Source organism: Microbulbifer magnicolonia, from assembly GCF_035117725.1.
Classification (GTDB): Bacteria; Pseudomonadota; Gammaproteobacteria; order Pseudomonadales; family Cellvibrionaceae; genus Microbulbifer; species Microbulbifer magnicolonia.
In genome coordinates, this window is sequence record NZ_JAYEFD010000001.1 from 78,462 (window position 1) to 103,801 (window position 25,340).

Sequence of the window (25,340 nt, forward strand, 5' to 3'; positions counted from 1 at the left end):
ATTCGATCCCTGGATCGGAAGCAAGTTTTCTGTCCCCATCGTCTAGAGGCCTAGGACACCGCCCTTTCACGGCGGTAACAGGGGTTCGACTCCCCTTGGGGATGCCATTTTCGAAAGACCGCGCTGGCGCGGCCTTTGAAAACAGTCAGGCGGGAATAGCTCAGTTGGTAGAGCGCAACCTTGCCAAGGTTGAGGTCGCGAGTTCGAGCCTCGTTTCCCGCTCCAAATAAGAAAGCCGCTCAATCGAGCGGCTTTTTTATTTTCCGGAATGCCAAGTCAGTCCTGCACCCGCTCTGTCATTGGTCGTCATACCGGCGCTGGGACGTCATACCGGACTCGATCCGGTACCGGTATCCAGTCCTGTGGCACCTGGATTCCGGCCTGCGCCGGAATGACGAAATGACGAATAGATGCGTAGGGCCGAAGGCCCGCCCGGGCGAACACAAGGTTCGCCCCTACAGCCCATGTGTAGGATCGGCGGGGCGGCCATCGGCCCATGGCCGCGATCGGTGCCGGGGAAAAATTTCCGAATGAGTCCGCCAGGTTGAAATATCCCGCCCAAGCGCGTTGAATAGCGCCCTCAGTTTCAGGAGGCAATGATGACCGCCGCGCTCTCCATCCAAAATCTTGAGAAAACCTACGACAACGGTTTTCAGGCACTGAAAGGCATCAGCTTCGAGGTGCAGCCGGGAGACTTCTTTGCGCTGCTGGGCCCGAACGGCGCCGGCAAGTCCACTACCATCGGCATCATCTGCTCACTGGTGCGCAAGACCGCCGGCCAGGTCTCTATTTTCGGTATCGATATCGACAAGGATTTCCCCGCGGCCAAACAGCAGCTGGGCGTGGTACCGCAGGAATTCAATTTCAGCCAGTTCGAGAAGGTCTACGACATAGTCGTCACCCAGGGCGGCTTCTACGGCATGCCGCGCAAACTGGCGGAGGAGCGCACCGAGAAATACCTGAAGCAACTGGGCCTTTGGGACAAGCGCAGCACCCAGGCGCGCATGCTGTCCGGCGGTATGAAGCGCCGCCTGATGATCGCGCGCGCCCTGATCCACGAACCGAAGCTGCTGATTCTCGACGAGCCCACCGCCGGCGTGGATATCGAACTGCGCCGCTCGATGTGGACTTTCCTGCAGGAGATCAACGCCAGGGGCACGACCATTATTCTCACCACCCACTACCTGGAAGAGGCGGAGAGCCTGTGCCGCAATATCGCCATCATCGACCAGGGTGAGATCGTCGAGAACACCTCGATCAAGTCGCTGCTGAAAACCCTGAACCGGGAGACCTTTATTCTCGACGCCGGCGCCGCCCTGAGCGAATGCCCGGATCTGAAGGGATTTGAAGGCAGGCTGCTCGACGAACACTGTATCGAAGTCACGGTGGAAAAGGGCCAGTCGCTGACCGAGCTGTTTGCCGCTCTGGGCGCACAGGGCGTGACCATCACCAGTATGCGCAACCGTGCCAACCGCCTGGAGGAGCTGTTCGTCTCCCTGCTGGCGGAAGCGAAAAAGGAGGAGGACAAGCAGTGAGCCCGAACAGTTATTGGACCTCCTTCGCGACTATTTTGCGCCGAGAGGTACGCCGCTTCACGCGTATCTGGCCACAGACACTGGTGCCCCCGGTGATCACCATGTCGCTGTACTTCGTGATCTTCGGCTCCCTGATTGGCAGCCGTATCGGCGAAATGGGCGGCTATTCCTATATGGAGTTCGTGGTTCCCGGCCTGATCATGATGGCGGTAATCACCAACTCCTACGCCAACGTGGTCTCCTCCTTCTACAGCGCCAAGTTCCAGCGCAATGTGGAGGAACTGCTGGTATCGCCGACGCCCAACTGGGTGATCATGGCGGGCTATGTGCTCGGCGGCGTCGCGCGGGGTCTGATCGTGGGCCTGATCGTCACCCTGATAGCGCTCTTCTTTACCTCGTTGAAAATGCAGCATGTCGGCATCACCATCGCGATCGTCTTCTTGACCGCGGTGCTGTTTTCCCTGGCGGGATTCATCAACGCAATTTTCGCCAACAGCTTTGACGACATCTCGATAATCCCGACTTTCGTGCTGACGCCACTGACCTACCTCGGCGGGGTCTTTTACTCCATCGAACTGCTGTCACCCTTCTGGCAGGGACTGTCGAAGCTGAACCCGATTCTCTACATGGTCAACGCGTTCCGCTACGGCGTGCTCGGTGTGTCCGACATCAGTGTGTTCTGGGCCTTCGCCGGCGTATTGCTGTTTATTGCGCTGTTGTTTGCCTGGGGATTGCACCTGATGACGCACGGCAAGCGCCTGCGACACTAAACTGTTCGCCTGCAAGGTGCGCGCGGCGCACCCTACGCTTGAAATAATCGGGTAATTTTGTGGGAGCCTGCCCTGCGGGCGAAATTCCTGGCATTGATCGCCTGCAGGGCAGGCTCCCACAGGGCATCGCTTTGGAGAATCAATGAACCGCGACGACTGGCAGAACCTCCCCCTCGGCAAGGAAACCCGGTACGAATCCGCCTATAACCCGCAGCTGCTGCACCCGATCCAGCGCTCGATTTCCCGCGCCCATTTAGGGTTGAGCGGCGACGCGCTGCCGTTCTTCGGCGAGGACGAGTGGTGGGGCTTCGAGCTCTCCTGGCTGAACCCGAAGGGCAAGCCGCAGGTGGCGGTGGCGCGCTTCACCTTTCCGGCCGCGAGCCCGAATATGGTGGAGTCCAAATCGTTCAAGCTGTACCTGAATTCCTTTAACCAGACGGAGTTTGCATCCTGGGATGCGGTGCGCGAGACGCTCGAAAAAGATCTGCGCGCGGCCGCCGGCGCCCCGGTAATCGCGACCTTGTATGACGTGGAAGATGCCGCGCTGGCTGTGGCCAGGCCCCAGGGCTATTGCCTGGACCAGCTGGATATCGACGCGCGCCAGTACCAGCCGGATGCGGCGCTGCTGGCACTGGATGCCCGCAATGAGCGGGTAAGCGAGACCCTGTACAGCCACCTGCTGCGCAGCAATTGTCCGGTCACCGGCCAGCCGGACTGGGCCACCGTGTCAATCGAGTACCGCGGCCCGGCGCTGAAGCGCGAGGCGCTGCTCGCCTACATTATTTCCTTTCGCGAACACCAGGACTTCCACGAACACTGCGTGGAGCGGATCTTCTGCGACCTGCAGCGGCTGGCGGATTTCGATGAGCTGACCGTCTGCGCCCGCTACACCCGCCGCGGCGGCCTGGATATCAACCCCCTGCGCAGCACCCTGCGCAACAAGCGTTTGCCGCCGCGCTTTGCGCGCCAGTAGTCGCGCTCTTTTTCCGCACACCGTATCTCTACAGCAGAGCCCGCATTCGCGGGCCATCGCCAGTCCGCTGAAAGTCTTCCGCCCATGAGGCCGGGCGATTGCGTGCGTTGCCGCGGCCATCGCCCGAGTCCTGCAGAAGGCGACATGAGCATCGATGCGCCGATCATTTCCAATGAGCCCGCCGCACCCGGCGTTTCGACACTTTCATTTTCTATCCATTCTCCGTCGACTCCGTCCGGGAGGCCGAATTTTTACCGCCCGCCACGCGAGCGCCGCGATGGTCTTTAATGATTGAGTTGGATCTGTAATCTGGTTAAGCGGGAGGTGTTTATGAGAGATGCGGGCTTCGGCGGCAAAGCGATGACCTCGCTCGGCGTCCTGGCGATCATCCTCGGCGCCTTGGCGCTGATGGTCCCGGCGGTTGCCGGACTCTCCGTCGCCATGGCCGTCGGCGTACTGATGCTGGTCGGCGGCTTTCTTCGCCTGATCTGGGCGTTTCGCGCCGGCAGCCTTGGCAGGGGAATACTGGGCATAGCGCTCGGCGTGCTGACCATAGTGGCGGCTGTCATACTGCTGAGTCATCCGCTACTGCTCACCAGAACCCTGATCCTGCTGCTGTCGATCTATTTCATCGTCGACGGTGCCGCAGAGATGCTGGCCGGATGGTATGCCAAACCGGAAACCGGAAAAACCTGGCTGATACTGGGTGGGCTGGTGTCCATCCTGCTTGGCGTAATTTTGTGGACACAGTTTCCATTCTCCGGAGACTGGGCGCTGGGTATTCTTTTCGGTGTCAAACTCATCTTTATCGGCATCATTATTGTGTCCGGTGCCAGGCCGGTGGGCACTTAGTCCGAGACCCGATTAACCCAGTCCCACTGTCAGCCCTTCGCAAAGGCTGAGCCGGATGCTGCCAATGGTCCCCGCCGCGATATGGGTCGGACGGATTTTCCGCTTTGTTTTCTACAGCGCTCTCGGCGCCCTCCTGACCCTGCTGGTGGTGTTCGCGCTCTATATCGAACGCCTGCCGGACCTGCAAATCTGGCATACGGCGGTTCTGGACGAGGAATACACCCAGGACGCGCCCATCTCGACCTTCACTGAATACCTGGCGCTGGAAGAGCGGCTGTTCGCGCAGCTCGATGAACTCATCTACAACAAGACCGGCGCCGCGGGGCCGGACAGCATCAACCGCTACCTGCGCGGCAGCCGGGCGGATCCCGCGCGCTGGACCCCGAACTGGAACCGAAGCTTTCTGCTGGAGGCGAAAGACCCGCGTTCCGCAGTGCTGTTGTTACACGGCCTGACCGATGCGCCCTACAGCCTGCGGCACATGGGGCAGCGGTTGCACGCGTCGGGTGCCACGGTGCTGGGCCTGCGCGTGCCCGGTCACGGCACGGCACCGTCCGGACTGGTCAGCGTGCGCTGGCAGGATATGGCCGCGGCGGTGCAGCTGGCGATGCAGCACCTGGCGGACGCGGGGCAGGGCAGGCCGATTCATATCGTCGGCTACTCGAACGGCGCCGCGCTGGCGGTCCAATACGCGCTGGCGGCCATCGACGATCCGGAGCTGCCGCGGGTGCAGAGCCTGGTACTCATTTCCCCGGAAATCGGCATTTCGCCGGTCGCGGCGCTGGCCGTCTGGCAGGAGCGCCTGGGCCGGTTGCTTGGTATCGACAAGCTCAGGTGGAACAGCATCCATACCCTCGAATATGAACCGTTTAAATACGGTTCCTTTGCGATCAATGCGGCGGCATTGTCCCGCAGCCTCACGCGGGAGATTCAGCGCCGAACCAGGGCGCTGGCTGCAAAGGAGCGCCTAGGGGAAATGCCGCCGATCCTGTCCTTTTCCTCGGTGGTCGACGCCACCGTCGAGGCGCCGGCGGTGGTCAGGGACCTGTTCAATCTCCTGCCACCGGGAGGCCACGAGCTGGTGCTGTTCGATATCAACCGCCAGGCCAAGATCGAACAGTTTCTGACGTGGAATCCCGACCGTATGATCGCGGCCTTCCGGGAGGCGAAGCACAGAAACTATGCGCTGACGCTGGTGACAAACGCCGACAGCAATTCATCCAGTGTCGTGGTTGCGCACTGGCCAGTGGATCAGCGCACCGCCAGCAGAACTCCGCTCGGCCTGTCGTGGCCAGCCGGTATCTATTCACTGTCCCACGTCGCGCTGCCATTCCCGGCGGACGATACGATTTACGGCGGCTATCCGACCGGACCCGGCCCGGGCATTCAACTGGGCAACGTGGCGCTGCGCGGCGAGCGCGGCGCCCTCGCCATCAGCGCCTCGGCACAGCTGCGCCTGCGCTGGAATCCCTTCTATCCATGGCTGGAAAAACGTGCGCTCGAGTTTATGGCCCTGAAACCGGAGACCCGACGATTGAACTAAGTTTTTTGGCCAATTCTTAGACCTCATGCGGCTTTAGAAACGCGACCCGATCGCACTGGTCGGAGAGATGAGGTTCGATACGGTACTGGTAGCGCGCGGTCGACCTGAAAAAATGCAGCGTAAAACGCGTACCTCGCGGGTGCCCTGTTCGAAGCCAGACTTTACGATGGCAAAAGCGGGCAGGTTTTCTGGCGGGCCGAGTCGGATATCTATCTGATCAGACACACCGGCGAAGCGCTCCGCTTTCCGCGGGAAGAAGCAATACGCGAGTATGTGGAGGTTATCAGCCGCGAGATTTTCGGGCGCGGGGCTCCCCGACCGGAAGCTGTCGAAATCGCCAGGTCTATATGATGACCTTGCTCTTAAGGGTCGCAGCCGCCTTCTCCAGCGCCTGCAGCACCTTGTCCTTGTCGTAGTTGCGGATCTTGTCCAGATCCAGGTGCATGGAGAAACCGGGGGCGTGGTCCTCGAGGTAGCTCTGCTGGCCGCCGAGATTCTTGCGCAGGTCGGTGACCTGGTAGACCTTGACCGGGGTGCTGAAGCCCTTGACGGTGATGTGGCCTTTGTCGCGGCACATGACCGTGTGCTTGATCAGGGCCCAGGTCTCGTGGCTGATCAGAATTTCCCCCGGCTGCGCGGCGCCCTCGAGGCGCGCGGCCAGGTTTACGTGGGTCCCCATCACCGTGTAAGACTGGTAGTTGGCGGTGCCGAAAATACCGACGGTGCAGTAGCCGGTATTGATGCCCATGCGCACCTGCAGCGGCCGGGAGATTCCCTTGTTGTACCACTCCTGCTTCATCTCGCGCGCGCGCTTGCGCATCGCCAGGGCCATGGCCACACAGCGCAATGCATCGGACTTGGGCCCCTTGCTGTCGTCATCGCCGAACACCACCATGACCGCGTCACCGATGAACTTGTCGATGGTGCCACCGTACTGGCCCGCGATGCGCGCCATCTCGGAGAGATAGCTGTTGAGCAGCTGGGTCAGGGTCTCGGCTTCCAGTTCTTCCGTCAGCTGGCTGAAATCCTTGATGTCGGAAAAGAATACGGTGAGCAGTTTGCGCTCGGTCACCAGCTCACCTTCACGACCGGTAGTGACGGCGCGCCAAAGCCGCTGGGGCAGATATTTGGACAGCTTGTAAGTGCGCATTTTGCTGGTGTGCTGAACGCCGGTCAGTGCGCGGTTGGCGTCTTTGAGGTGGGCGATCTGTTTGTGCGTGTAGTAGGCGTAGGCGCAAAAGTAGGTGAATACGCCGATCAAACTGGCGGCACTGATATTCAGGTCTGCATTCACCACCAGTGCCGGCTCGTGAATCAGGTAGCCCGCGCCCACACCCAGCAGCAGGCCGGTATTGTGTTCAAACCAGCGGCGACCGCCGCCCTCGGTCAGCGCGTTGAACTGCACCATGGTTACGAACAGCAGCGACGGCAGCAGGCTGAAATTGGCCAGGGCAATGGAGACCCCAATCAGAACGGCATCGGCAAACGACAGACCGCGGCGCACGTTGCCGGCGTTCTCGGCGCTGGCCTTGCGGCTTATATAGTAGGCAATCGCGGTATAGGCCAGCAGGAGGAAGGCCATACCGAGCACAACCAGCTTGTCCAGATGCCAGGGCGACGACCAGTTGATCGAGTTCACCAGGGTGCCAGCCGCGGCAAAGCAAATCAGCGTGCGGAAATAGAGCGGATAGCGGGAATCAATATTCCGCCCAGTGTTCTCCTCTACAAGCTGGTCCTGCATTTCTTGGTTATCTTTGTCCGTTTGAGCAGAAATTAAGCAAAATGCGAGGCGGCAGTACCGCGGGTTCTGGCTCGCTGTTATTCATTGTCGTATTGCTGCGGCAGATGGGACGGAAGTTTACTCCTCCACAACGAAGAATGCGAAATATCTGTGAAGCGGTGCAAACTATTTGGCATCCGTGGGCCCAGAGAGCCGCTTGCGGTAGAATCCACCGACCGATAAATAGACAGGAGACGTCGATGGACGCCCTTACCGCCCTGCACAACCGGGTTTCCACCGGGCTGCTGACCGATCCGGCACCGAGCGAGCGGCAGCGGCAGAACATTTTTCGCGCAGCCCTGCGCGCGGCCGATCACGGCTGTCTCCGCCCCTGGCGCTTCCTGGTGGTGGAAGGGGAGGCGCGCAACCGCCTCGGCGAGATCTTCCTGCGCGCCGCCGAACAGACTGAAGGCGGCCCCCTGAGTGACGCCCAGCGGGAGCGCACCCTGGCCATGCCCCTACGGGCGCCCCTGATCATCGTCGCCATCACCCGCCTGCAGGACCACCCCAAGGTGCCGCAGCAGGAGCAGCATATGTCCACCGCCGGTGCCGTCCAGGCCATGCTGACCGCGGCCTACGCCGAGGGCGTCGGCGCCTACTGGCGCACCGGCGCCCTGGCCTATGACCCGCTGGTCGCCCGGGAGCTGGGCCTGGCGGACAACGAGCGCATCGACGGCTTCATCTACTGCGGCACCCCCCAGAAACCGCCCCGCCAGGCCCCCGAACTCGCGGTAAGTGACTATTTTTCCAGTTGGGACGCATCTTAGCGCTTGCACATGGGGGCGTGTTTGTGTAGAGTGCGCGCTCGCTGAATGGGGCTATGTTCCTGATTTAGCTGACAATTTGCTTTGCCGAGGTGGCCGAGAGGTCGAGCCGGAGCGAAGCGGAGACCACGCCCGCAGGGCGTAACGAGCGCGCAGGCGTGCGGACTGGCAGCTCGGAAAAAAGCCAGTAAGAACGCAACAATCAGATTCGGTGAGGTGTCCGAGTGGTCGAAGGAGCACGCCTGGAAAGTGTGTATGTCGAAAGGCATCGAGGGTTCGAATCCCTCCCTCACCGCCACTAAACGAAAAAGCCCGGCAAATGCCGGGCTTTTTCGTTTAGTGACGATGCGGGCGGGTGAGAACCCTCGCCAGGGTTCGACCAACTCGCGAACGCGAGTTGGGACCGAGGCGCCTGCGCCGAGCCCGCAGGGGCAAAACACGCCCTAGCGTGTTTTGAGTCCATCCCTCCCGTATCTTCACTCCGATCTAGATCGGTGCTCATGCCGGGCTTTTTCGTTTAGTGACGGCAGGGTCGGTGAGAACCCTCGCCAGGGTTCGACCAGCTCGCGAACGCGAGTTGGGACCGAGGCGCGATAGCGCCGAGCCCGCAGGGTCAGAACACGCACTAGCGTGTATTGAGTCAGCCGTAGACCAGCGAGCGCAGCGAAGCTAATCCCTCCCGTATCTTCAATCCGACCCAGTTCAGTGCCCATGCCGTGCTTTTTCGTTTAGCGACGGCGAGGGTCGGTGAGAACCCTCCCAGGGTTCGACAAGTCGGCATGACAGTCGAATTAGGCGCCGCCTCTGGCTGCGGGGCGAAGCCTCGAGGATATGGCGCGAACGGATCTTTACCCGTAAATTCAATCGGGGACTAATTCCCGTTTTTTGGATTTCATCGATATAGGGAAGGGCCAAGGGAGAGGCAGTGACTAGCAGAGCTCAAGGCGGTCGCTTCTCGGTTGACGTCGGAAATAGTACATTTCAGTCCGGACTATTGAAAAAGATTGACGCACCAAAATTATTCTCGGCCCCTAGACGTTAAACTTCCATGTCTGGCTTTCATGGATCGTTTGACCTAGTTTAGTCGCGTAGCCGGATTCCAGAAGCTCCATATTTTTCGCGCATTGATCGGTCAAAGTCAGCAATATAATATTTTTCAGGCTTGTTCAACGGCAGATCACAATAATCTGAAATAGCTCGAAGGGTAGCAGTTCTATGATTGTGATTACTTATCGAGTGAGGCAAGAGTAAGAGGTTATCTTTTCTTATAAACCTACCAACCGCGGACTTAAAGCGATCTACATCTTGTTGAATTCTTACTAAACTTGTCATTCCTTGAAGTAATTCCTCCAATTCAGCCAATTCAGCTTCTGTTGGGCGATTACTTAACGATGCAGAAAATAACGACTTCCTAAGTATCTGCAAGGATTTCTTGTGTTCCTCTATTTTTGGTAGCTCTGCCCAGCATTCGAGCCCTCGGATTTTCCCGGCAGTATGAGAAACGCGGATGGTTTCGTTATCTTTCTTGTCTTCGGCTTTCTTGAAAATCGAACATTCCCATACGACAGATGCGTTGTTTGCTCTTGCTCTTTCAACCAGAGAGGAAACTACTTGGCAGGGTAGTAGGGTGCCAAGAGTATCAATGATTTCTAACTGCTCTCTGATAGAGATTAGGCATGTTCGCACGGTTGTCTGATGTTCTTGCTTATTGGCCAATAGCTCCCGTATCCGCTCCTCTTTTTCATATTGACGGATCTGTTTAGAAAGCTGGCTGAATTGATCCTTGATTCCCGAGTGCTCAAGACCTAGCCGCTTGTATGCGCAGCAGTGCCCAATGAGGACGTATTGACCATCCTTTTTGCGAACAACAAAGCCTTTTTGATGTTCTCTTCCACAAAAAGTGGCTTGCCTTAAGAACTGGCATTTTGCTTCACCGGAGGGAAGTTTATATTCAGCTATAGGGCTGTCAAAGTTTTCTGCGGTAAGGGCCTCAGTTGTGGAGATACTGTATTTTTCGTGGAGGGTATTTATATCGCGGATACGTTCCTTAATGGTCATTCTGTATGCCCTGGTAAGGTTGCATTAATAGCTATGCCTGCAATGCAGGCATAGCTCCAGTTACTGCAAAAGGAATCAGACCACCCGATTCACAAACAGCCAGCGCTGATCCTTCCCATCCCCTCTAGTGAATTTATATACAGATGAGGGCTCTTAGTCCCTTTGTAGAATTGATTACCGCTTGAGGTTACCAAAGTTAATGGTTTGTTGTATTTATGTCCAGTATTCGGGCGGTTTGTATGGATATCCAGTGAAGACAAGCGATACACGCGCAGAACAGGGTAGAAATTGCTAAGATTTGGTGGTGCGTTAACGGGGCGTTCTTACTAAACTTGAAATCTGTAAGAGATTGATTTTAAAAGAATTTGTAGTTGATATTTCGTGTCGAGGGTTCGGCAAGCGGCCCGCAGGGCCGAGCAGGGACCCGCCCCGAGCGCGAAGCGCGAGCCAATCTCTCTCGCATCTCCACTCCGATCTGACATAGTGCTTATGTCGTGCCTTTTCGTTTCGCGATGGCGAGGGTCAGAAGGAGCCCTCGCTCTACGACCGATTTGCGCAACGAGTTAAGACCGAGGCGCCATGCGCCGAGCCCGCAGGGGCAAAAACGCCTTGGCCTGCTCAATCGATCCTGCCGGCAAATGCCCCATGCCACAAAGGCTGTCGGCAAAGTGAGTGGTGAGTCAACTTTCCTAGAAAGACAGTCGGCTGGCGTTCTGCTTCAGCCACGCTTTCCGCTCGGCAAAGTCGTGCATATGGCGCTCCACCTCCCGCCAGAAGTTCGCCGAGTGATCGTGGTGGATCAGGTGGCACAGTTCGTGTACCACCACATAGTCCACCACCCGGTTGGGGGCCATGACGACGCACCAGTTGAGATCGATGTGTCCGCTGGGGCTGCAGCTGCCCCAGCGGCTCTTGAACGTCTTCACGCCGACGGACGCGGGCTTTACCCCGATCAGCTCCGCATAGCGCGCAGCCTTCTGCTGGAGCTTCGACTGCGCCTGGCGCTTGTACCAGCGCACCAGGGCATTGCGCACCATATGCGGTTGTTCGGTGCCGTAGGGCAGGGTGGCCACGAGGCTGCCCTGCAGCAGCTTTACCGGCTCGAAAGGGCCGCGCTGGACCTTCAACCGGTAGTTGCGCCCCAGGTAGGGGAAAGCCTCTCCGGAGACGTACTGCCGGGTATTGGCCGGCCGGGATTCGCCGTGCAGGTGGATCTTTTCCCTGATCCAGCGACGCTTGCTGGCTAACAGCTGCGCAATCCGGTCGGTGGGCAGTTCCAGTGGTACCACCACAGACACGGCGCCTTCCTCCACCCGGATATCGGCGGATTTTCTCCGGCCGGTGCGAATGACCTCGGCAATAAAGCCATTGCCGTCGATGTATTCGGGGCCCGTAGCCATACCTTCACGCATGCGTGTTCACGGCTTCCTTGAATTTCACCTGTGCCAGATCCAAAAAACGGTCCTGTACTGCGCCGATCACGTGGGTGTCATCGAAGGAGGTTTCGAGGATGGCGCGCTTGATCGCCTTCTTCATGCGCTTTACTTCATCCGGCTTGTGGAAGAAGTCCACGATCCGGGTGGCTTCGTCGAACATGGCGACCAGTGCCCGGGTGGTGGATCTGATTTCCTCGTGGACGTCCTCGCCCAACAGATCATCGCCGCGGGCGTCCGTCACTTCCTTCAGCAGTATGTTGTAGAAGGACAGTTCGGTCTGCGACAGTCCCAGGCCCTCCGCCGTTTGCCTGTGGTCGGGTTCGATGCTGTGCACAAATGCCAGCAACAGCTGCACCTGTTCTTCCCACTTGCCGGCGGTCCGCTCGATGATATCCCGCAGGCGCAGGCTCAGTGACTTGTAGTACTCCGGGTCCTCATCCAGGTTCACGGTGATATGGTGCTTGATCGCGCTTTCGATTTCGGACGCGCGGGACTCCGGGGACTTGATCTGCTCCACGGATTCCTTGAAGTTGGCGTCCATCAGGTCGACTGGCGGTATCTTCGGGTCCACGCCGGTGCTGACAATGTGGTCCTCGACCAGCTTGCGCACCTTTTCCCCGGCGTCGCTGATATTCAGCCCCGGATCGCGGTAGCGGTTGCGCGCGGCGTTCTGCACCTTGCCCCAGAACTTCAGGTCGGGCACAAATGGCCTGGCGGCGACGTCCGGCAGGATCACGTCCATCTGCTTGGCGAAGCGTTTGAATGCCAGTTCGAACTGCTGCCGAATATCTTCGCCCTTCAGGAACAGGACGTAATCGTCAATGTCATCGCCCTTCACACCGCTGAAGATACTGGCAACGCGGGTGTGGGCGGCTTTCAGCTTGGGGATCTCGTTCTTCAGCGAATGGTAGCTGCCTTCCACGTCCTCACTGCTGAACATCTCCAGGGCTTCGGTCAGGTGGTCGGACAGCCCATAGTAGTCCACCACAAAGCCCGCCTGCTTGGCCCCCTTGCCGTTGGGTGACGAGCAGGTGCGGTTGACCCGCGCAATGGCCTGCATCAGCGTGTGGTCCTTCAGGCTGCGGTCGATATACATCACCTGTGCGATGGGGGCATCGAAGCCGGTCAGCAGCATGTCCTTGACGATCAGGAATGCGGTGGGGTCTTGCTTGTCCCTGTCGGTACCGAGCGGCTTGGTGAAGCTCTGGATGACCTGTTTGTGCTGCGCTGCATTGGTATAGGGCGCATATATAGGTTCATCGTTGTGCTTGCCGGAAATGATCACCTCGGACGGCGGTGCACCCAGTTCATCCAGGGTCTTCTTGAATACGGTGGCGGCGTAACGGCTGCCGACCACGATCATGCCCTTGAAGCCGTTCGGTTGGATGTGCTCCCGGTAGTGCTTCAGCAGGTCGATGCACACCCAGCGGATGCGCGCAGGGGCTTCGCGCACGGCGCGCTCCACGCCGTACTTCTTCTTGATCTCCCGCTTTTCCTCTTCGCTGTATTCGCTGAAGTATTCCTCGAACAGCGCATCCAGCGAATCTCCGACCACATCGGTCTGCACCTGCCGACCCTCGTAGATGATGCGCACGGTCGCACCGTCTTCCACGGCCTGGTTGATCTTGTACTGGTCGATGTAGCCGCCGAAGGCCTGGTCCATCTTCTGGGTCTTCAGCAGCGGCGTGCCGGTGAAGCCGATCTTGGGGGCATTGGGCAGGGCGGCGTTGATGGTGGCCGCCAGGTTGCCGAACTGGGTGCGGTGGGCTTCATCCGCCAGCACGATGATCTTGTCGCTGGGGTTCAGGTCGGCGAAATCGCCTTCGGCTTCCGCATCCTGAAACTTCTGCACCATGGCGGTGACTATGTCGGACGAGTCCTTGCGCAGCAGTTCCTTCAGCTGCGCCACGGAAGCGGCGTTGTAGACGGTTTCATGCTGGGCATCGCGGAAAGTGGACGACAGCTGGCTGTCCAGCTGGGTGCGGTCGGTGACGAACACCAGCTTGTACTGCTGCAGCTCGGGGTCGCGGCGCATTTTCACCGCCAGCATCACCATCGTCAGGGACTTGCCCGACCCCTGCGTATGCCAGACCACCCCGGACTTGTCCTTGCGCGTGCTGCCGCGTTTCAGGCGGTCGATGACCTTGTTCACCGCGCGGTACTGCTGGTAGCGGGCAACCTTCTTGATCAGCCGGCCGTCCACCGCCTCGAAGATGATGAAGTTCCGGATCAGGTCGAGGAAGTTGCGCTGGCTGAACATGCCCGCGAGCAGCCGCTGTTGCGGCGTGACCGGCGCTGTTTCCCTGAACTCAACCGCGGCGAACTCACCGGCATAGCAGACCGGCGAAGCCATTTCGCGCACCTCATACTTGCCGCCCGCACTGAAGGGGCTGTCGCAGATATCGGCATCCTTGAGCGGATAGGCATCCTTCCAGTCGCCGTAGTGCTGGGCGCTGGAACTGATGGTGCCCACCTTGGCCTGGTCCCGGCAGGTGGACACCATCAGCTGGTTGTACCAGAACAGCTTCTGCGCGCCCTCGTCGGCTTCGGGGTAGCGCAGGTTGGCGTAGCGGCGCAACTGGTTGATACCTTCGCCCACCGCGTCGGCGATGTACGGAGATTTGCACTCGATCACCGCCAGCGGCAAGCCGTTCACGAAGCAGACGATATCCGGGATGATGTTCTGGTTGAGCCCCTCCACCTTGAACTGGTTGGTGCACAGGAATTCGTTGTTGGCGGGTTCGTCGAAGTCGATGATCCTGACCGTCTGCCCCCTGCGCCCCTTGCCCAGGTCCTGTTCCACGGACAGGTAGTTGACCAGCAGCTGGTAGATGGCGTGGTTGTATTCCATCAGGCCCGCGCAATTGGGGTGGGTGATCTCCCGCATCACCTTGCGCAGGTTTTCCTCGCTGATCCACGGGTTCAGGCGGCGCAGGGCGGCTTCCAGCCGCTTTACCAGCACCACGTCCCGGTAATAGGCACGTTCGCCTTCCGACGCGCAAGCGGTGGGCAGTGCCGGGGCAAGGCTGGCTCCGGGCGCATAGGTCCAGCCCAGCCGCTTTAGCTGTTCAAGCGCGGGCAGTTCGACTTTCTCGACTTCATCCTGAAAGTGCATAGCGGGACGGGTGCCGGTCAATCAGGCAACCACTGGCTCCTTTTCTTCGACTTTGACTCTGACCTTGCCGGTGAGCAGGTCTTGCATTAAAGCCTTCTTTATATCAATCAATGACTGAAGCTTATCGCCCTTGGCCTTTATGTTTTGGTCGATCCGATCTGCCATTTCCGCAATAGTGATTTGTTCATCAATAGGCGGCAGCAGAATCTGTAGCTTTTTGAATACAGGCATATAAATTGTTTTGTGTGTACTTCCTTCAGATAGCGCGCTCCACACATGTTGCATCCATCTAAAGAGCTGAAGAAGAAATCGGTTATTGATCCGGTCGCCACAGATATAATTGGCAAAATCTTGGCTTGTTGCCATTTCTTTGCCTAAAATCACACAGTTTCCAACTGAAGCCGTCCTGGAAAACGCTACTGTGCCTGTTGGGAGAACTCTCGCTGACGAATTGTCAATGCCCTCTTGTGTAACTGAATATACAGTTTTTGACAGGATTGGGTTGGCCAAGTTCTTCGTGTCATGAAGCGAGAGCCATGGAATTGCCCCGTCCCAGTAAGCTGAATTGTCTCGACTTGGTGTATGGCCGCTTTCCAGCTTCGCAACTGAGGTTAAGTTAACCAGCTCCCATGAAGCTGGCATGGTTTGAAGATCCGGAATTTTACCCGTCGTCCATTTGGGTATCGGTTTAAAGTTGGTGTGACCTATCCCATTGGTCAACAGCTCCTGCATCATGCCGGTTTTCAGGTCTTTCAGCTTGTCGATCTGTGCGCGTGTTTTTTCAATGACTTTATCAACGGATGTTAAAATTTTGGCGATCTTTTGTTGTTCGAAAATGGGCACTTTGGGGAATAAATAGAACTCGCGGATAACACTTGGATGTGCCTTTGTTTGGTAATCAAAAGAAAAATATTCATGTTGAAACTGAAGTGAGTATGCGGTGAACCGGTAGTCCCAGTCAGCACTCAGACGCATGTAGCCCGATACATTAGTCACGGAAAACTTATGTTTGGGTCTGTAGAAGAAGTAACCACCACCATCCACTGACCATGAAATCATTTCTTCATCAAACATGTACTCCCCATACTCACCCATCTTCCCTTCGTTTTTCGAGGATGATGAATAGATGGGGAATGGTCCGGGATTGTTCCGGATGTCAATCTTGGAAATAACATTTCCCCGTCCAAGTTTGACATTCCCGGACACCACAAGGTCATCCAGTGGAATCATCTCATCCCAATGGAATTCCGCCGCGCTACTCATAGCCCAGCTCCTTCAGGTAGCCCTTCATCACGCCTTCCGCTTCCGCCACCTGCGCATCCAGTTCGTTCAGTGATACCCGGTACTTGTCCCACCAGCGTTCCAGCTGGCTGATCACCTTGGCATCGGCATCACCGACGGCTTCACGGATGGCTTCCTTGCTGTCGATTTCCGACCTGAAATCGTAGTAGGAGCCGTCCCGCGTCACGAACACGGCGGATACGTCGAAATCTTCCAGAATTTCCTCCCGGATATAGTCGCTTTCCACCTCCCGCACCGGTACGCCACCGTGCAGTATCGCGCGCACATCGAAAATTTCCGGCGGCGGGGAGGTATCCGCATAGCGGCGGATATTCAGGTTCCAGTCGTTTTCGGCGATCTCAGCCAGGGTGACCACCTTGGAATACCGCTTGATCTCGGCGAAGTCGTCAAACGTATTGACTACTTTGTCGATGTCCTGCGGGCGCAGCCTGTTCTGGTTCTTGCCTTCCTCGAATTCCAGCTCGCCGTTGATAAACAGCACCTTGCCCTTGCGCTCGGCGGGCTTGTTCTTGTTGATGATCAACAGGCAGGCGGGGATGCCGGTGCCGTAGAAGAGCGCGGCGGGCAGGCCGACCACGGCTTCCAGCAGGTCGTCTTCCAGGATGCCCTGGCGGATCGCCTTTTCACTGGAGCCGCGGAACAGCACGCCGTGGGGCATCACCACGCCCATCATGCCCTCGGCGTTCAGGCTGGCGATCATGTGCTGCACGAACGCCAGATCACCGGCGTCCTTCGGCGGGGTGCCGTAGGGGAAGCGCCCGTAGGCGTCGTTGTCCGCTTCGTCCTTGCCCCACTTCTTCAGGCTGAAGGGCGGATTGGCGATCACCCGGTCGAAGGTCATCAGTTCGCCGCCCTGGGTGTGCTGGGGTTCGCGCAGGGTGTCGCCCTTGCGGATGTCCGCACTGTAGACCCCGTGCAGGAACATGTTCATCTTGCAGATCGCCCAGGTGTTCAGGTTCATCTCCTGACCGAACAGCGACAGGTTGGACGGGTTCTCGCCGTGGCTGGCGAGGTAGTTGCGGGTCTGCACCAGCATGCCGCCGGAACCGGCGGTGGGGTCGTAGATGCGCATGCCGGCGTGGGGCTCCAGCAGCGCCACCAGCAGCTGCACCACCTCGGACGGGGTATAGAACTCGCCGCCCTTCTTGCCGGCGCTGTCGGCGAACATCTTGATCAGGTATTCGTAGGCGGTGCCCAGCAGGTCCGGGCGCTCGAAGTCGCTGTTGCGCAGGCGGTGCTGGCTGAAGTGGCTGAGCAGGTCGCGCAGCTTCTTGTCTGACAGCTTGTTCTTGATATTGAAGTCGATACTGACCAGCACGCCTTCCAATGAGGGGTTGTACTCTTCGATGGCTTCGGTGGCCTTGTTCAGCTCGGCACCGATATCGTGCTTCAGGTCCTTCAGGTGCTCCCAGCGGGCGATGGCGGGGATAAAGAAGGTCTTGTCGTACTCGTCCTCGTCATTCGCCAGCGCGCGCGCCTGGTCCTCGGTCTTGCCCTTGTCCAGGTAATACTGGATCACGCCCTCCTGGGCTTCCTCAAAGGCATCGGACAGGCGCTTCAGGAACATCATGCCGAAGATGTAATCCTTGAACTCGCTGGCATCCATATTGCCGCGCAGGATATCGGCGGCTTCCCACAGGAAGGATTCCAGTTGCTGGAGGGTGAGTGCTGAATTCATGGAACTGCTTTCACTGTAATTCTGGTGGAGTTGACTACTTTCTAACCCGGTCGGCACCTCCGGCACGCAATCGGCGGCCGGCGAACCTGGTTGTTTTTTGTTCGGGTGCGCTTGTTTATTATTTGAGCGCCGCTCGGTGGCCGGCGCAGGGGTATGGCCCGATTCTACTGGCGCTCGATTCTGCGCGCCAATAAATACCTGCAAGCGGGTGAGCAGCTCGGGCTTGTTGCCCCGCTCGCTGATGCCGGCGAGGCCGCAGGCGGTCTTGAGCTCGGGCCGGCTCATATGCGGCAGCAGGGCAGGCAGGTCTGCGCCCTCGCCGTGCTCCAGGGCCTCGAGCAGGCTGGACTCGCTGGCGTTGGCCCGGACTTCAATCTCCAGGGCATCCGCCACCTTTCTCAGCGTCTTGCGGCTCAGGGCGCGCAGCAGCTCGTCGCGGGACAGGGCGGCACCGCTGAGCAGCGGCATTGCGTCGATTTCGAGCTGGCTCTCGAGCCGGGTGCGGAGTTCGGCCTTCTTGCCGTCGCTACTCAAGCCGGCCTGTTCGCACGCCAGCTTTAGTTCGGGCCGCGCCAGGAATGGCAGCATTTCCCGCAGCCCGACGTCGCTCTCGACCAGAATCGCGGCTTGCAGTGAATCCTGGCTGGCGTTGGCGCGAACTGACAATTCACAGCTGGCGGCGATGTTTCGCAGTGTCTTATGACTTAGGTGCCAAATCAGGTCGCGCTTGCGTGCGTCGCTCATATGCGGTCCTCATTATGGTGGGCTGTGCGCCAGTCTTTCCTTGTTTCAGTTATATGTACCGCTATGCAAACTCAGCCGTTGAGATTAGCAGACGGTCGGCGATATCGGTGGCGGAATTATCGTGAAGAGACCGGCTCTTTAACGCCTGGCTGGGCAGGGTATCGGCGGGGTGGGCCCGAAAAGGTTCGAATGGCCGTCAGGCTCTGTTGGCCAATAGAGAAGTCCTCTGCTAAACAAATGGACTGCCTGTAACAAGAAGAGAAAGCTCTGAGGAAGCAGCTGATGATCAGAAGAACCCGCACACCGATGCAGCCACATTCAAGCAGCAGGGAGAATTGACCCATGCCTCCAGGTACTCAGGCAGATATCAGTTCTCTGGCAATCATATTTGGCTCCACGGAAAATGAATTCCTGCATAACAGAATTCGTTGGAAAGAGCGATATTCCGCACTCGTGCAGAGAATCGCTGGGGCGAGAAACAGTGGTGAAATATCCGACGAGCTGCTCAGGGATTTGTGGTACACGAGAAGTAATGGAGTGGCCGATATTAAGACGGGTGCGATAGCCGAGGACACGTTCGCGCAAATCAAGGAGGAACTGCGGGAACTCACAAAGCAAATACTAGCCGGCTGCTCCGAAGATACCTATCGAACCGCTATTGCCAAATTCCAGGAATTCAGTGCCCGCAAGCAAATCAAGGGGGGCGTGCTCCGTGCAGTCGTCAACCGCGTCTTTGCCGCGATACATCCAGACAAGTGCACAACCGCGGTGGCCTCCAAAGCGTTCAAGAAACTTATCAATCAAATCAATGAGCGCTGTGGCACCGATTTTTCGGAAAAGATGGCGAACTGGCTGCAAACCAACATCGCGTTGAAGAGCGCCGTCAACCGCCTCAGACCGGAAAACTTTGATGATATAGATACCAATATTGTCATCTGGCGCTTGGACCGGGAAAGCAATCCGCAGGGGTTTGAGGACACCAATGCGGCGAGTGACGAGCCCTTGATTAAACCAGCTGGAACGGCGGAAGCCGACCCATTTCCACTGAATCAGATACTGTACGGCCCTCCCGGCACGGGAAAGACTTATAAAACCACTAGCCTTGCAGTGCAGATAGCGGACCCCATTTGGTGCGCCGCGCAATCCGCTGCCGGCGACGGCGCTCCATCCCGTGCCGCGCTCAAGCAGCGCTACGATGAGCTGGTTGCTGAAAAGCGGGTTGTCTTCACCACGTTTCACCAGAGCTTTTCCTACGAAGATTTTATCGAAGGAATTCGCGCTGAAAACGACGGGCATGGTGCACTTCGTTATCCCATTAAGGACGGGATATTCAAGAAGTTGTGCGGCACCGTAGATGGCAGCGAAATAGAGCCGCTCCCCCATGTATTGATCATTGATGAAATCAATCGCGGTAATATCTCTCGCATTTTTGGAGAGTTGATCACTCTGCTGGAGCCAGAGAAGCGGAGGGGAGCCGATGACGCTCGCGAGGTGATACTACCTTACTCGAAAGATCCTTTTTCGGTTCCGGATCATGTCTACGTCATCGGCACCATGAACACCGCCGACAAGTCGCTGGCGCAACTTGATCTGGCCCTGCGTCGCCGTTTCAGCTTTATCGAAATGCCTCCTGAGCCGGAATCGCTCTCGGACGTGCACATTTATGGTGTCAATATCGGGGCAATGCTGGCAGTGATCAATCAGCGCATCGAGGTGCTGCTGGATCGCGACCACCTGATAGGCCACAGCTACCTTTTACCGTTGAAAAAAATCTCCGACATGGCAGATCGCGAGAAAAAGTTGCAGTGGATTTTTGAGAAGCAGGTCTTGCCGCTGTTGCAGGAATACTTCTTCGACGACTGGCAGCGCATCAGCTGGGTATTGAATGACAACGACAAGCCTGAGGTCGATCGCTTTATCCGTGCTGGCGGTACACTAAATCGCGACAGCCTGTTTAGCGCGGATGTGGCAGAGCAGATCAGCGACCGCCGCTATTACGTAAACTTCACGGCATTCGGCCGCGCCGGCGCGTACACCGGCATTATGCCTGGCAGTCGCAATGCCACAGCGACGTCTACCGCGCTAGAAGCGGAAACCACCGAAGCATGATTCAGGTCCGCGAATACGCGACGTTGAGCTGTAAAGCGGACGGGCCGCCGAGCATCGACCTGGGCATTGTTTCGGCTGCAACCCTGAACTGGTTGCTGGAGCTGCAGCAGAGCCAGCAAGGTAAGTTGTTGTACGAAAGCGGGCGCCACAGCGTAAAACTTCGAAGCTACGTCGGCTTCCTGCAGAGCCCCAGCGGCGAGAGCATCGAGATACTGCCGAAGATCCATCGGCACTTGCCCTCGCCGGAGGAAATGTGCGAGAGCCGGCAGCTATTGCAGAAGATGCTCGCGACCAGTCTGCACATCAAGCCGCGCGAGGCCGGGCCGGCCAGTCTGCGCCGAATGCACACGCCGCTGCACGAGTGGATCTTTGCCCAGTTTCTCGACCACCTGAGCCAGCTGGTGCGCCGCGGCCTGCGCTTCGACTACCAGCGGGTGGAGGAGGAGAGCCGCTTTATCCGAGGTCAGCTGGACCTGGCGCGGCAATGCCGCCAGACCCCGGATCGCGCCACCTGGTTCCATATCCGCCACGATATCTACAGTCCCCAGCGTATTGAAAACCGGCTGCTGAAAACCGCACTCGACTATGTGCTCAGAATGACCGGCAACCCCGACAACTGGCGGCTTGCCAACGAGCTGGCCCACCAGCTGGTCGAGATAGAGCCCTGCCGCGAGCCACTGACAGAACTGCCCAAGTGGCAGGCCGGCAAGCTGATGCAGGCATACGACGCTGTTAAGCCCTGGTGCCAGCTGATTCTGGAAAAGCTCAACCCCAGCTTCCAGCAGGGCAATCACCGCGGTATCGCGTTGCTGTTCCCGATGGAGCGGCTGTTTGAAAGCTATGTGGCCGACAGCCTGAGCCGGGAGCTGGCGCCGAGCGCCCGCCTGCGTGCACAGGTCCGCGACAGGTACCTGCTGAAACACCGGCCCGATGGTGCAGTCAGTGAATGCAGCTGGTTTCAGCTGAAGCCCGACCTGCTGCTGGAATCACGGACAGCCGGGCCGGAGCGAGTGCGATTCGCGGTAATGGATACTAAGTGGAAACTGCTAAATAGCGAATTGGCCAGTGGCGACGCCAAGTACAAGCTGAGTCAGGGGGATATGTATCAGCTCTACGCCTATGGCCAGAAATATATGCGCGGTGAGGGGCATATGGCACTGATATTTCCCGCACACGCACAGTTCAAATCCGCTTTGCCTCGCTTCAGTTTTTCCGAACGACTGCACCTGTGGGTGCTGCCATTCGACCTGAAACAGCGGCAGCTGGTGCCGGGCGAGTGGCTGGAGCATTTTCCCGGTCTGCGCGGCCGCCTGAATCAATCCGCTAGATTTGAAGCCGTTGCTAGCTGATAGAGATGGGCCGGCTGGCAATGGGTGGCAGTGCGAAAGCGCTTCACTCCGCCACTAGATGAAATCTGAATGCCTCAGCCTTTGTCATTAAACGAAAGGCCCGACTATAAGTCGGGCCATTCCGGTTAGCGTCTTTGTGGATAGGGGTTAACTCTCCTGCGCTCCCAACCCATAGTGCTCGATTACTCCGCAGCGGCAGTGGTGCTCCGAGTCGCCCCATTAAGATAGGACTTCACCAGGCCAAGCAGCCGCGCCGCCTGCGCACTGATATCCACCCCAATCCCATAAAGCGCCGGCACCAGCAACAGCGTGACAAAGAAAGCCACAAACACGCCAAAGGCCAGTGCCACCACGATGGGCTGCAGGAAGGCCGCCTGAATACTGCGCTCCAGCATCATCGGCAGCAGGCCGACAATGGTGGTGACCGTGGTCAGCAGGATGGGGCGGAAGCGCGATACCCCGGCTTCCACAATCGCCTTCTTGGGCTCCATGCCCTGGTCGCGCAGCCGGTTGCACTGGTCCATCAGCACCAGGTTGTCGTTGACCACCACGCCCGCGGCCGCGGCTATGCCGAAATAGCTGAAGATGGCCATGGTCATCCCCATTACGCCGTGGCCGAAGATGGCGCCGACGAAGGCGAAGGGAATGGCTACAAGGATCAGTATCGGCTGGAAGTAGCTGCGGAAGGCCACCGCCAGCAGGCTGTACATGGCGAAGAAGTCCATGGTGTAGAGGCCGAGCACTTCCTGGATGAAGCGCTTCTCGCCCTCGGCCTGGCCCACGGCGCCGCGGATGATGCCGGGGTAGCGTTTTTCCCAGTCGGGGAAGAAGTTCTCGTCCAGGTCCTTCATGATGTCGCCGCGCACATCGTCCTTCAGGTCCGCCATCACGCGCGCCGCGCGGTTGCCGTTCCAGCGCTGGATGCGCTTGATACCCGGTGAATACTCCAGCTCGGCCACCGCCAGCAGCGGCACTTCGCGGCCGTCGGCGGTGCGCACGCGGAAGTCCTTCAGGCTCTCGATGGAGCGGCGGGACTCGAGCGGGTAGCGCACCATCACCTTGACGTCCTGGCCGGCTCGCGGCAGCCGCTGCACTTCCTCGCCGAAATAGGCCTGCCGCACCTGGCGGTTGACCTCGGCCAGCGTCAGACCCAGTTTGGTCGCGCCGGGCTTGAGGTCGATGCGGATCTCCTCGGAGGCACCCTCGAGATCGTTGCGCACATCGTACAGGCTTTCATAAGTGCGCAGCTGGGTCTCCAGTTCGGCGGTGGCGGCGCGCAGTATGTCCAGGTCCGGATGGCGGATGGAGAGCTCGAAGCCGGGGCCATTGTCGTTGAGCGCGTACTGCACCGAGACCTCTTTCGCATCCGGCACATCGCCCAGCAGCTCGCGCAGGCGCAGGGCCGCATCCTTGGCCGACATATCCCGCACTTCCGGTGGCGCCAGCTGCACTATGGCAATCACACTGTCGCGCCGGGAGCGCGTATACCAGTTTTCGATCAGCACGCCCTGGCCGTCGGTGCGCTGGTTCACTTCCTCTTCGAGGCGCTTCTCCGCATCCTGCAGCTGTGCCAGCACCTCCAGCGCGCGGCTGTAGGGCGCGCCCTCGGGCATGACGACATTGACGATGATCTGGTCGGACTCTATGTCCGGCATAAAGCTCTTCTTGACCCAGCCGCTGCCGAACATACCGAAGCCGATCATCAGCACCGCGATAAAAATGCTCAGTGTCAGGTAGCGGCGCTCTACCGCCCACTGACCGATGCGGCGGTAGTGATTCTGGGCAAAATCGATGATGCGGTCGGCAATGCGTTTTTGCAGGCGCCCGAAGCGGCCGAGCTTTGTGCGCGGCTTCTGACTGCTGAGGTGCGCCGGCAGGATAAACAGCGACTCGATCAGCGAGAACAGCAGCGCGAGTATCACCACCCAGGTGATGTGGCGGGTGAACTCGCTGGTGGAACCGCTGATAAAAATCCACGGCAGGAAGGCGAAGATGGTTGTCACCACGGCGAAGATGACCGGCTTGGCCACCAGCTGCGTGCCCAGCACTGCGGCGTTCAGGCCGCCGCCCGCGTGCTGGTGTTCGGGCTTGTGGGATTCGGTGTGGATGCTCTCGCCCACCACGATGGCGTCGTCCACGACTATCCCCAGCACCAGCAGGAAGGCAAAGGTCGACAGCATGTTCAGCGATACGCCGACACTCGGCAGCAGCACAAAGGCGCCGGCGTAGGCGGTGGCAATACCCATCGCCACCCAGAAGGCCACTTTTGGGCGCAGGCTGAACACCAGCACCAGCAGGACCAGAATCAGCCCCTGCAAGGCGGAGGTGCCGATGGTGTCGAGCCGGCCCTTGAAATCCTCGGCGTTATCGGTCCAGAGGGTGAGCTTGGCGCCGGCGGGCAGAGATTCGCTGCGCTCGTCGATCCACTTGCGGATCGATTCGGAGGCGGTGACGATGTCCATGGTCTCGGTGCTCATCACCTGCAGCAGCACCGCCGCTTCGCCATTCAGGGTGGCGAGGATCTCGTTGTCTTCGAAGCCGTCCACCACCGTGGCCACGTCGCCGACGCGAATGGTGCCGCCGTCGGCGGTCTGGCGCACGATGATATCGGCAAACTCCCGCTCGGTATCCGCCTGGTTGCGCACCTTCAGCTGGTAGCTGCCCACCTCGGTGCGCACTGTGCCGGCGGACTGGTTGAGGGAGCTATTGCGAATGGCGTCGGCCAGTTCCTGGAAGGTCAAGCCGTAGCGGCGCAGCGCCAGCTCGCTGACCTCGATGGAGACTTCCTCCATGCGCGTGCCGAACAGTTCCACCACCGAGATAGCCGGCAGGGTGGCGACTTCGCGCCGCAACTGTTCCGCCAGCCGTTTCAGTTCCCGCTCGCTCAGGTCGCCGTGCACCGCCACGCGGATAAACTCTTCGCGGTTCACCCACTGGTGCACCTGCGGCGGTTCAATGTCGCGCGGCAACGAGGAGATGCCGTCTACACGGATCTTGACGTCGTTCATAAAGCGGGCGAAATCCACCGTGGTCTCCGCCAGGATATAGACCTCTCCCTGGCCCTCGGACGATGTCGAGCGGACCCATTCGATGTTGTCCAGGTCGCTGACCGCCTCCTCGATGCGGGCGACGATCTGCTCTTCGACTTCCTGTGGCGCGGCGCCCGGCCAGGAGACCCGGATCTCCAGCCCCGGGAAGCGCACCTGGGGGTCCATCTCCCGCTCCATGCTGCCAAAACCGATGATGCCGGCGACGAAAATGCCCACCATGGCGAGGTTGGCGGCGACGCTGTTGCGTGCCCACCATTCAATCAATTTGTTCATGGGCGCGCT

Annotated in this window: 15 protein-coding genes and 3 tRNA genes; 11 read left to right on the top strand and 7 right to left on the bottom strand. The window is 58.8% G+C overall.

Annotated features, from left to right (window positions below):
- Positions 1-31: 31 nt before the first annotated feature.
- The 7 genes from RRF64_RS00370 to RRF64_RS00400 all read left to right on the top strand — a co-directional run bounded on the left by RRF64_RS00370 (position 32) and on the right by RRF64_RS00400 (position 5,673).
- Positions 32-107 (top strand) — tRNA-Glu (locus RRF64_RS00370).
- Positions 108-149: 42 nt separating this feature from the next.
- A tRNA-Gly gene (locus RRF64_RS00375) sits at positions 150-225 on the top strand.
- 374 nt (positions 226-599) lie between these two features.
- Positions 600-1,535: an ABC transporter ATP-binding protein gene (locus RRF64_RS00380; RefSeq protein ID WP_323843848.1), complete on the top strand. Its 936-nt coding sequence runs from the start codon at positions 600-602 to the stop codon at positions 1,533-1,535.
- A complete protein-coding gene (locus RRF64_RS00385) occupies positions 1,532-2,305 on the top strand; it encodes an ABC transporter permease (protein ID WP_323843849.1) in 774 nt (257 codons plus the stop codon). Before RRF64_RS00380 ends, RRF64_RS00385 begins: the two co-directional genes overlap by 4 nt.
- 142 nt (positions 2,306-2,447) lie before the next feature.
- Complete coding sequence (gene queF / locus RRF64_RS00390; protein WP_323843850.1) at positions 2,448-3,278, top strand: NADPH-dependent 7-cyano-7-deazaguanine reductase QueF; 831 nt, start codon at positions 2,448-2,450, stop codon at positions 3,276-3,278.
- 330 nt (positions 3,279-3,608) lie between these two features.
- A complete protein-coding gene (locus RRF64_RS00395) occupies positions 3,609-4,130 on the top strand; it encodes an HdeD family acid-resistance protein (RefSeq protein ID WP_323843851.1) in 522 nt (173 codons plus the stop codon).
- 55 nt (positions 4,131-4,185) lie between these two features.
- Positions 4,186-5,673, top strand: a complete 1,488-nt coding sequence (locus RRF64_RS00400; RefSeq protein WP_323843852.1) for an alpha/beta hydrolase — start codon at positions 4,186-4,188, stop codon at positions 5,671-5,673.
- A gap of 343 nt (positions 5,674-6,016) precedes the next feature.
- Here the strand turns inward: RRF64_RS00400 and RRF64_RS00405 are convergent, their stop codons facing one another.
- Positions 6,017-7,414: an adenylate/guanylate cyclase domain-containing protein gene (locus tag RRF64_RS00405; protein ID WP_323843853.1), complete on the bottom strand. Its 1,398-nt coding sequence runs from the start codon at positions 7,412-7,414 to the stop codon at positions 6,017-6,019.
- Positions 7,415-7,653: 239 nt separating this feature from the next.
- On the opposite strand from RRF64_RS00405, the gene RRF64_RS00410 reads away from it, so the two are divergent.
- Together RRF64_RS00410 and RRF64_RS00415 are read left to right on the top strand one after the other, a co-directional pair.
- Positions 7,654-8,220 (top strand): nitroreductase family protein, encoded by a 567-nt coding sequence (locus tag RRF64_RS00410; RefSeq protein ID WP_323843854.1) that lies wholly within the window; start codon positions 7,654-7,656, stop codon positions 8,218-8,220.
- 207 nt (positions 8,221-8,427) lie between these two features.
- Positions 8,428-8,515, top strand: a tRNA-Ser gene (locus RRF64_RS00415).
- Positions 8,516-9,297: 782 nt separating this feature from the next.
- Here RRF64_RS00415 and RRF64_RS00420 read toward each other — a convergent pair.
- The 5 genes from RRF64_RS00420 to RRF64_RS00440 form a co-directional block, all read right to left on the bottom strand.
- Positions 9,298-10,275, bottom strand: a complete 978-nt coding sequence (locus tag RRF64_RS00420) for a hypothetical protein (protein ID WP_323843855.1) — start codon at positions 10,273-10,275, stop codon at positions 9,298-9,300.
- Positions 10,276-10,964: 689 nt separating this feature from the next.
- The gene (locus RRF64_RS00425) at positions 10,965-11,687 is read right to left on the bottom strand and encodes a M48 family metallopeptidase (protein WP_323843856.1); all 723 of its coding nucleotides are present in this window, start codon (positions 11,685-11,687) and stop codon (positions 10,965-10,967) included.
- Complete coding sequence (locus tag RRF64_RS00430) at positions 11,680-14,826, bottom strand: type I restriction endonuclease subunit R (protein WP_323843857.1); 3,147 nt, start codon at positions 14,824-14,826, stop codon at positions 11,680-11,682. The genes RRF64_RS00425 and RRF64_RS00430 overlap by 8 nt, the downstream gene beginning before the upstream one ends.
- Positions 14,827-14,847: 21 nt before the next feature.
- A complete protein-coding gene (locus RRF64_RS00435; protein WP_323843858.1) occupies positions 14,848-16,089 on the bottom strand; it encodes a restriction endonuclease subunit S in 1,242 nt (413 codons plus the stop codon).
- Complete coding sequence (locus tag RRF64_RS00440; protein WP_323843859.1) at positions 16,082-18,550, bottom strand: type I restriction-modification system subunit M; 2,469 nt, start codon at positions 18,548-18,550, stop codon at positions 16,082-16,084. Before RRF64_RS00440 ends, RRF64_RS00435 begins: the two co-directional genes overlap by 8 nt.
- A gap of 342 nt (positions 18,551-18,892) precedes the next feature.
- On the opposite strand from RRF64_RS00440, the gene RRF64_RS00445 reads away from it, so the two are divergent.
- Both RRF64_RS00445 and RRF64_RS00450 read left to right on the top strand, forming a co-directional pair.
- Positions 18,893-20,659, top strand: a complete 1,767-nt coding sequence (locus RRF64_RS00445; RefSeq protein WP_323843860.1) for an McrB family protein — start codon at positions 18,893-18,895, stop codon at positions 20,657-20,659.
- A complete protein-coding gene (locus tag RRF64_RS00450; protein ID WP_323843861.1) occupies positions 20,656-22,008 on the top strand; it encodes an McrC family protein in 1,353 nt (450 codons plus the stop codon). Before RRF64_RS00445 ends, RRF64_RS00450 begins: the two co-directional genes overlap by 4 nt.
- 182 nt (positions 22,009-22,190) lie before the next feature.
- Here the strand turns inward: RRF64_RS00450 and RRF64_RS00455 are convergent, their stop codons facing one another.
- The gene (locus tag RRF64_RS00455; protein ID WP_323843862.1) at positions 22,191-25,331 is read right to left on the bottom strand and encodes an efflux RND transporter permease subunit; all 3,141 of its coding nucleotides are present in this window, start codon (positions 25,329-25,331) and stop codon (positions 22,191-22,193) included.
- Positions 25,332-25,340: the final 9 nt, after the last annotated feature.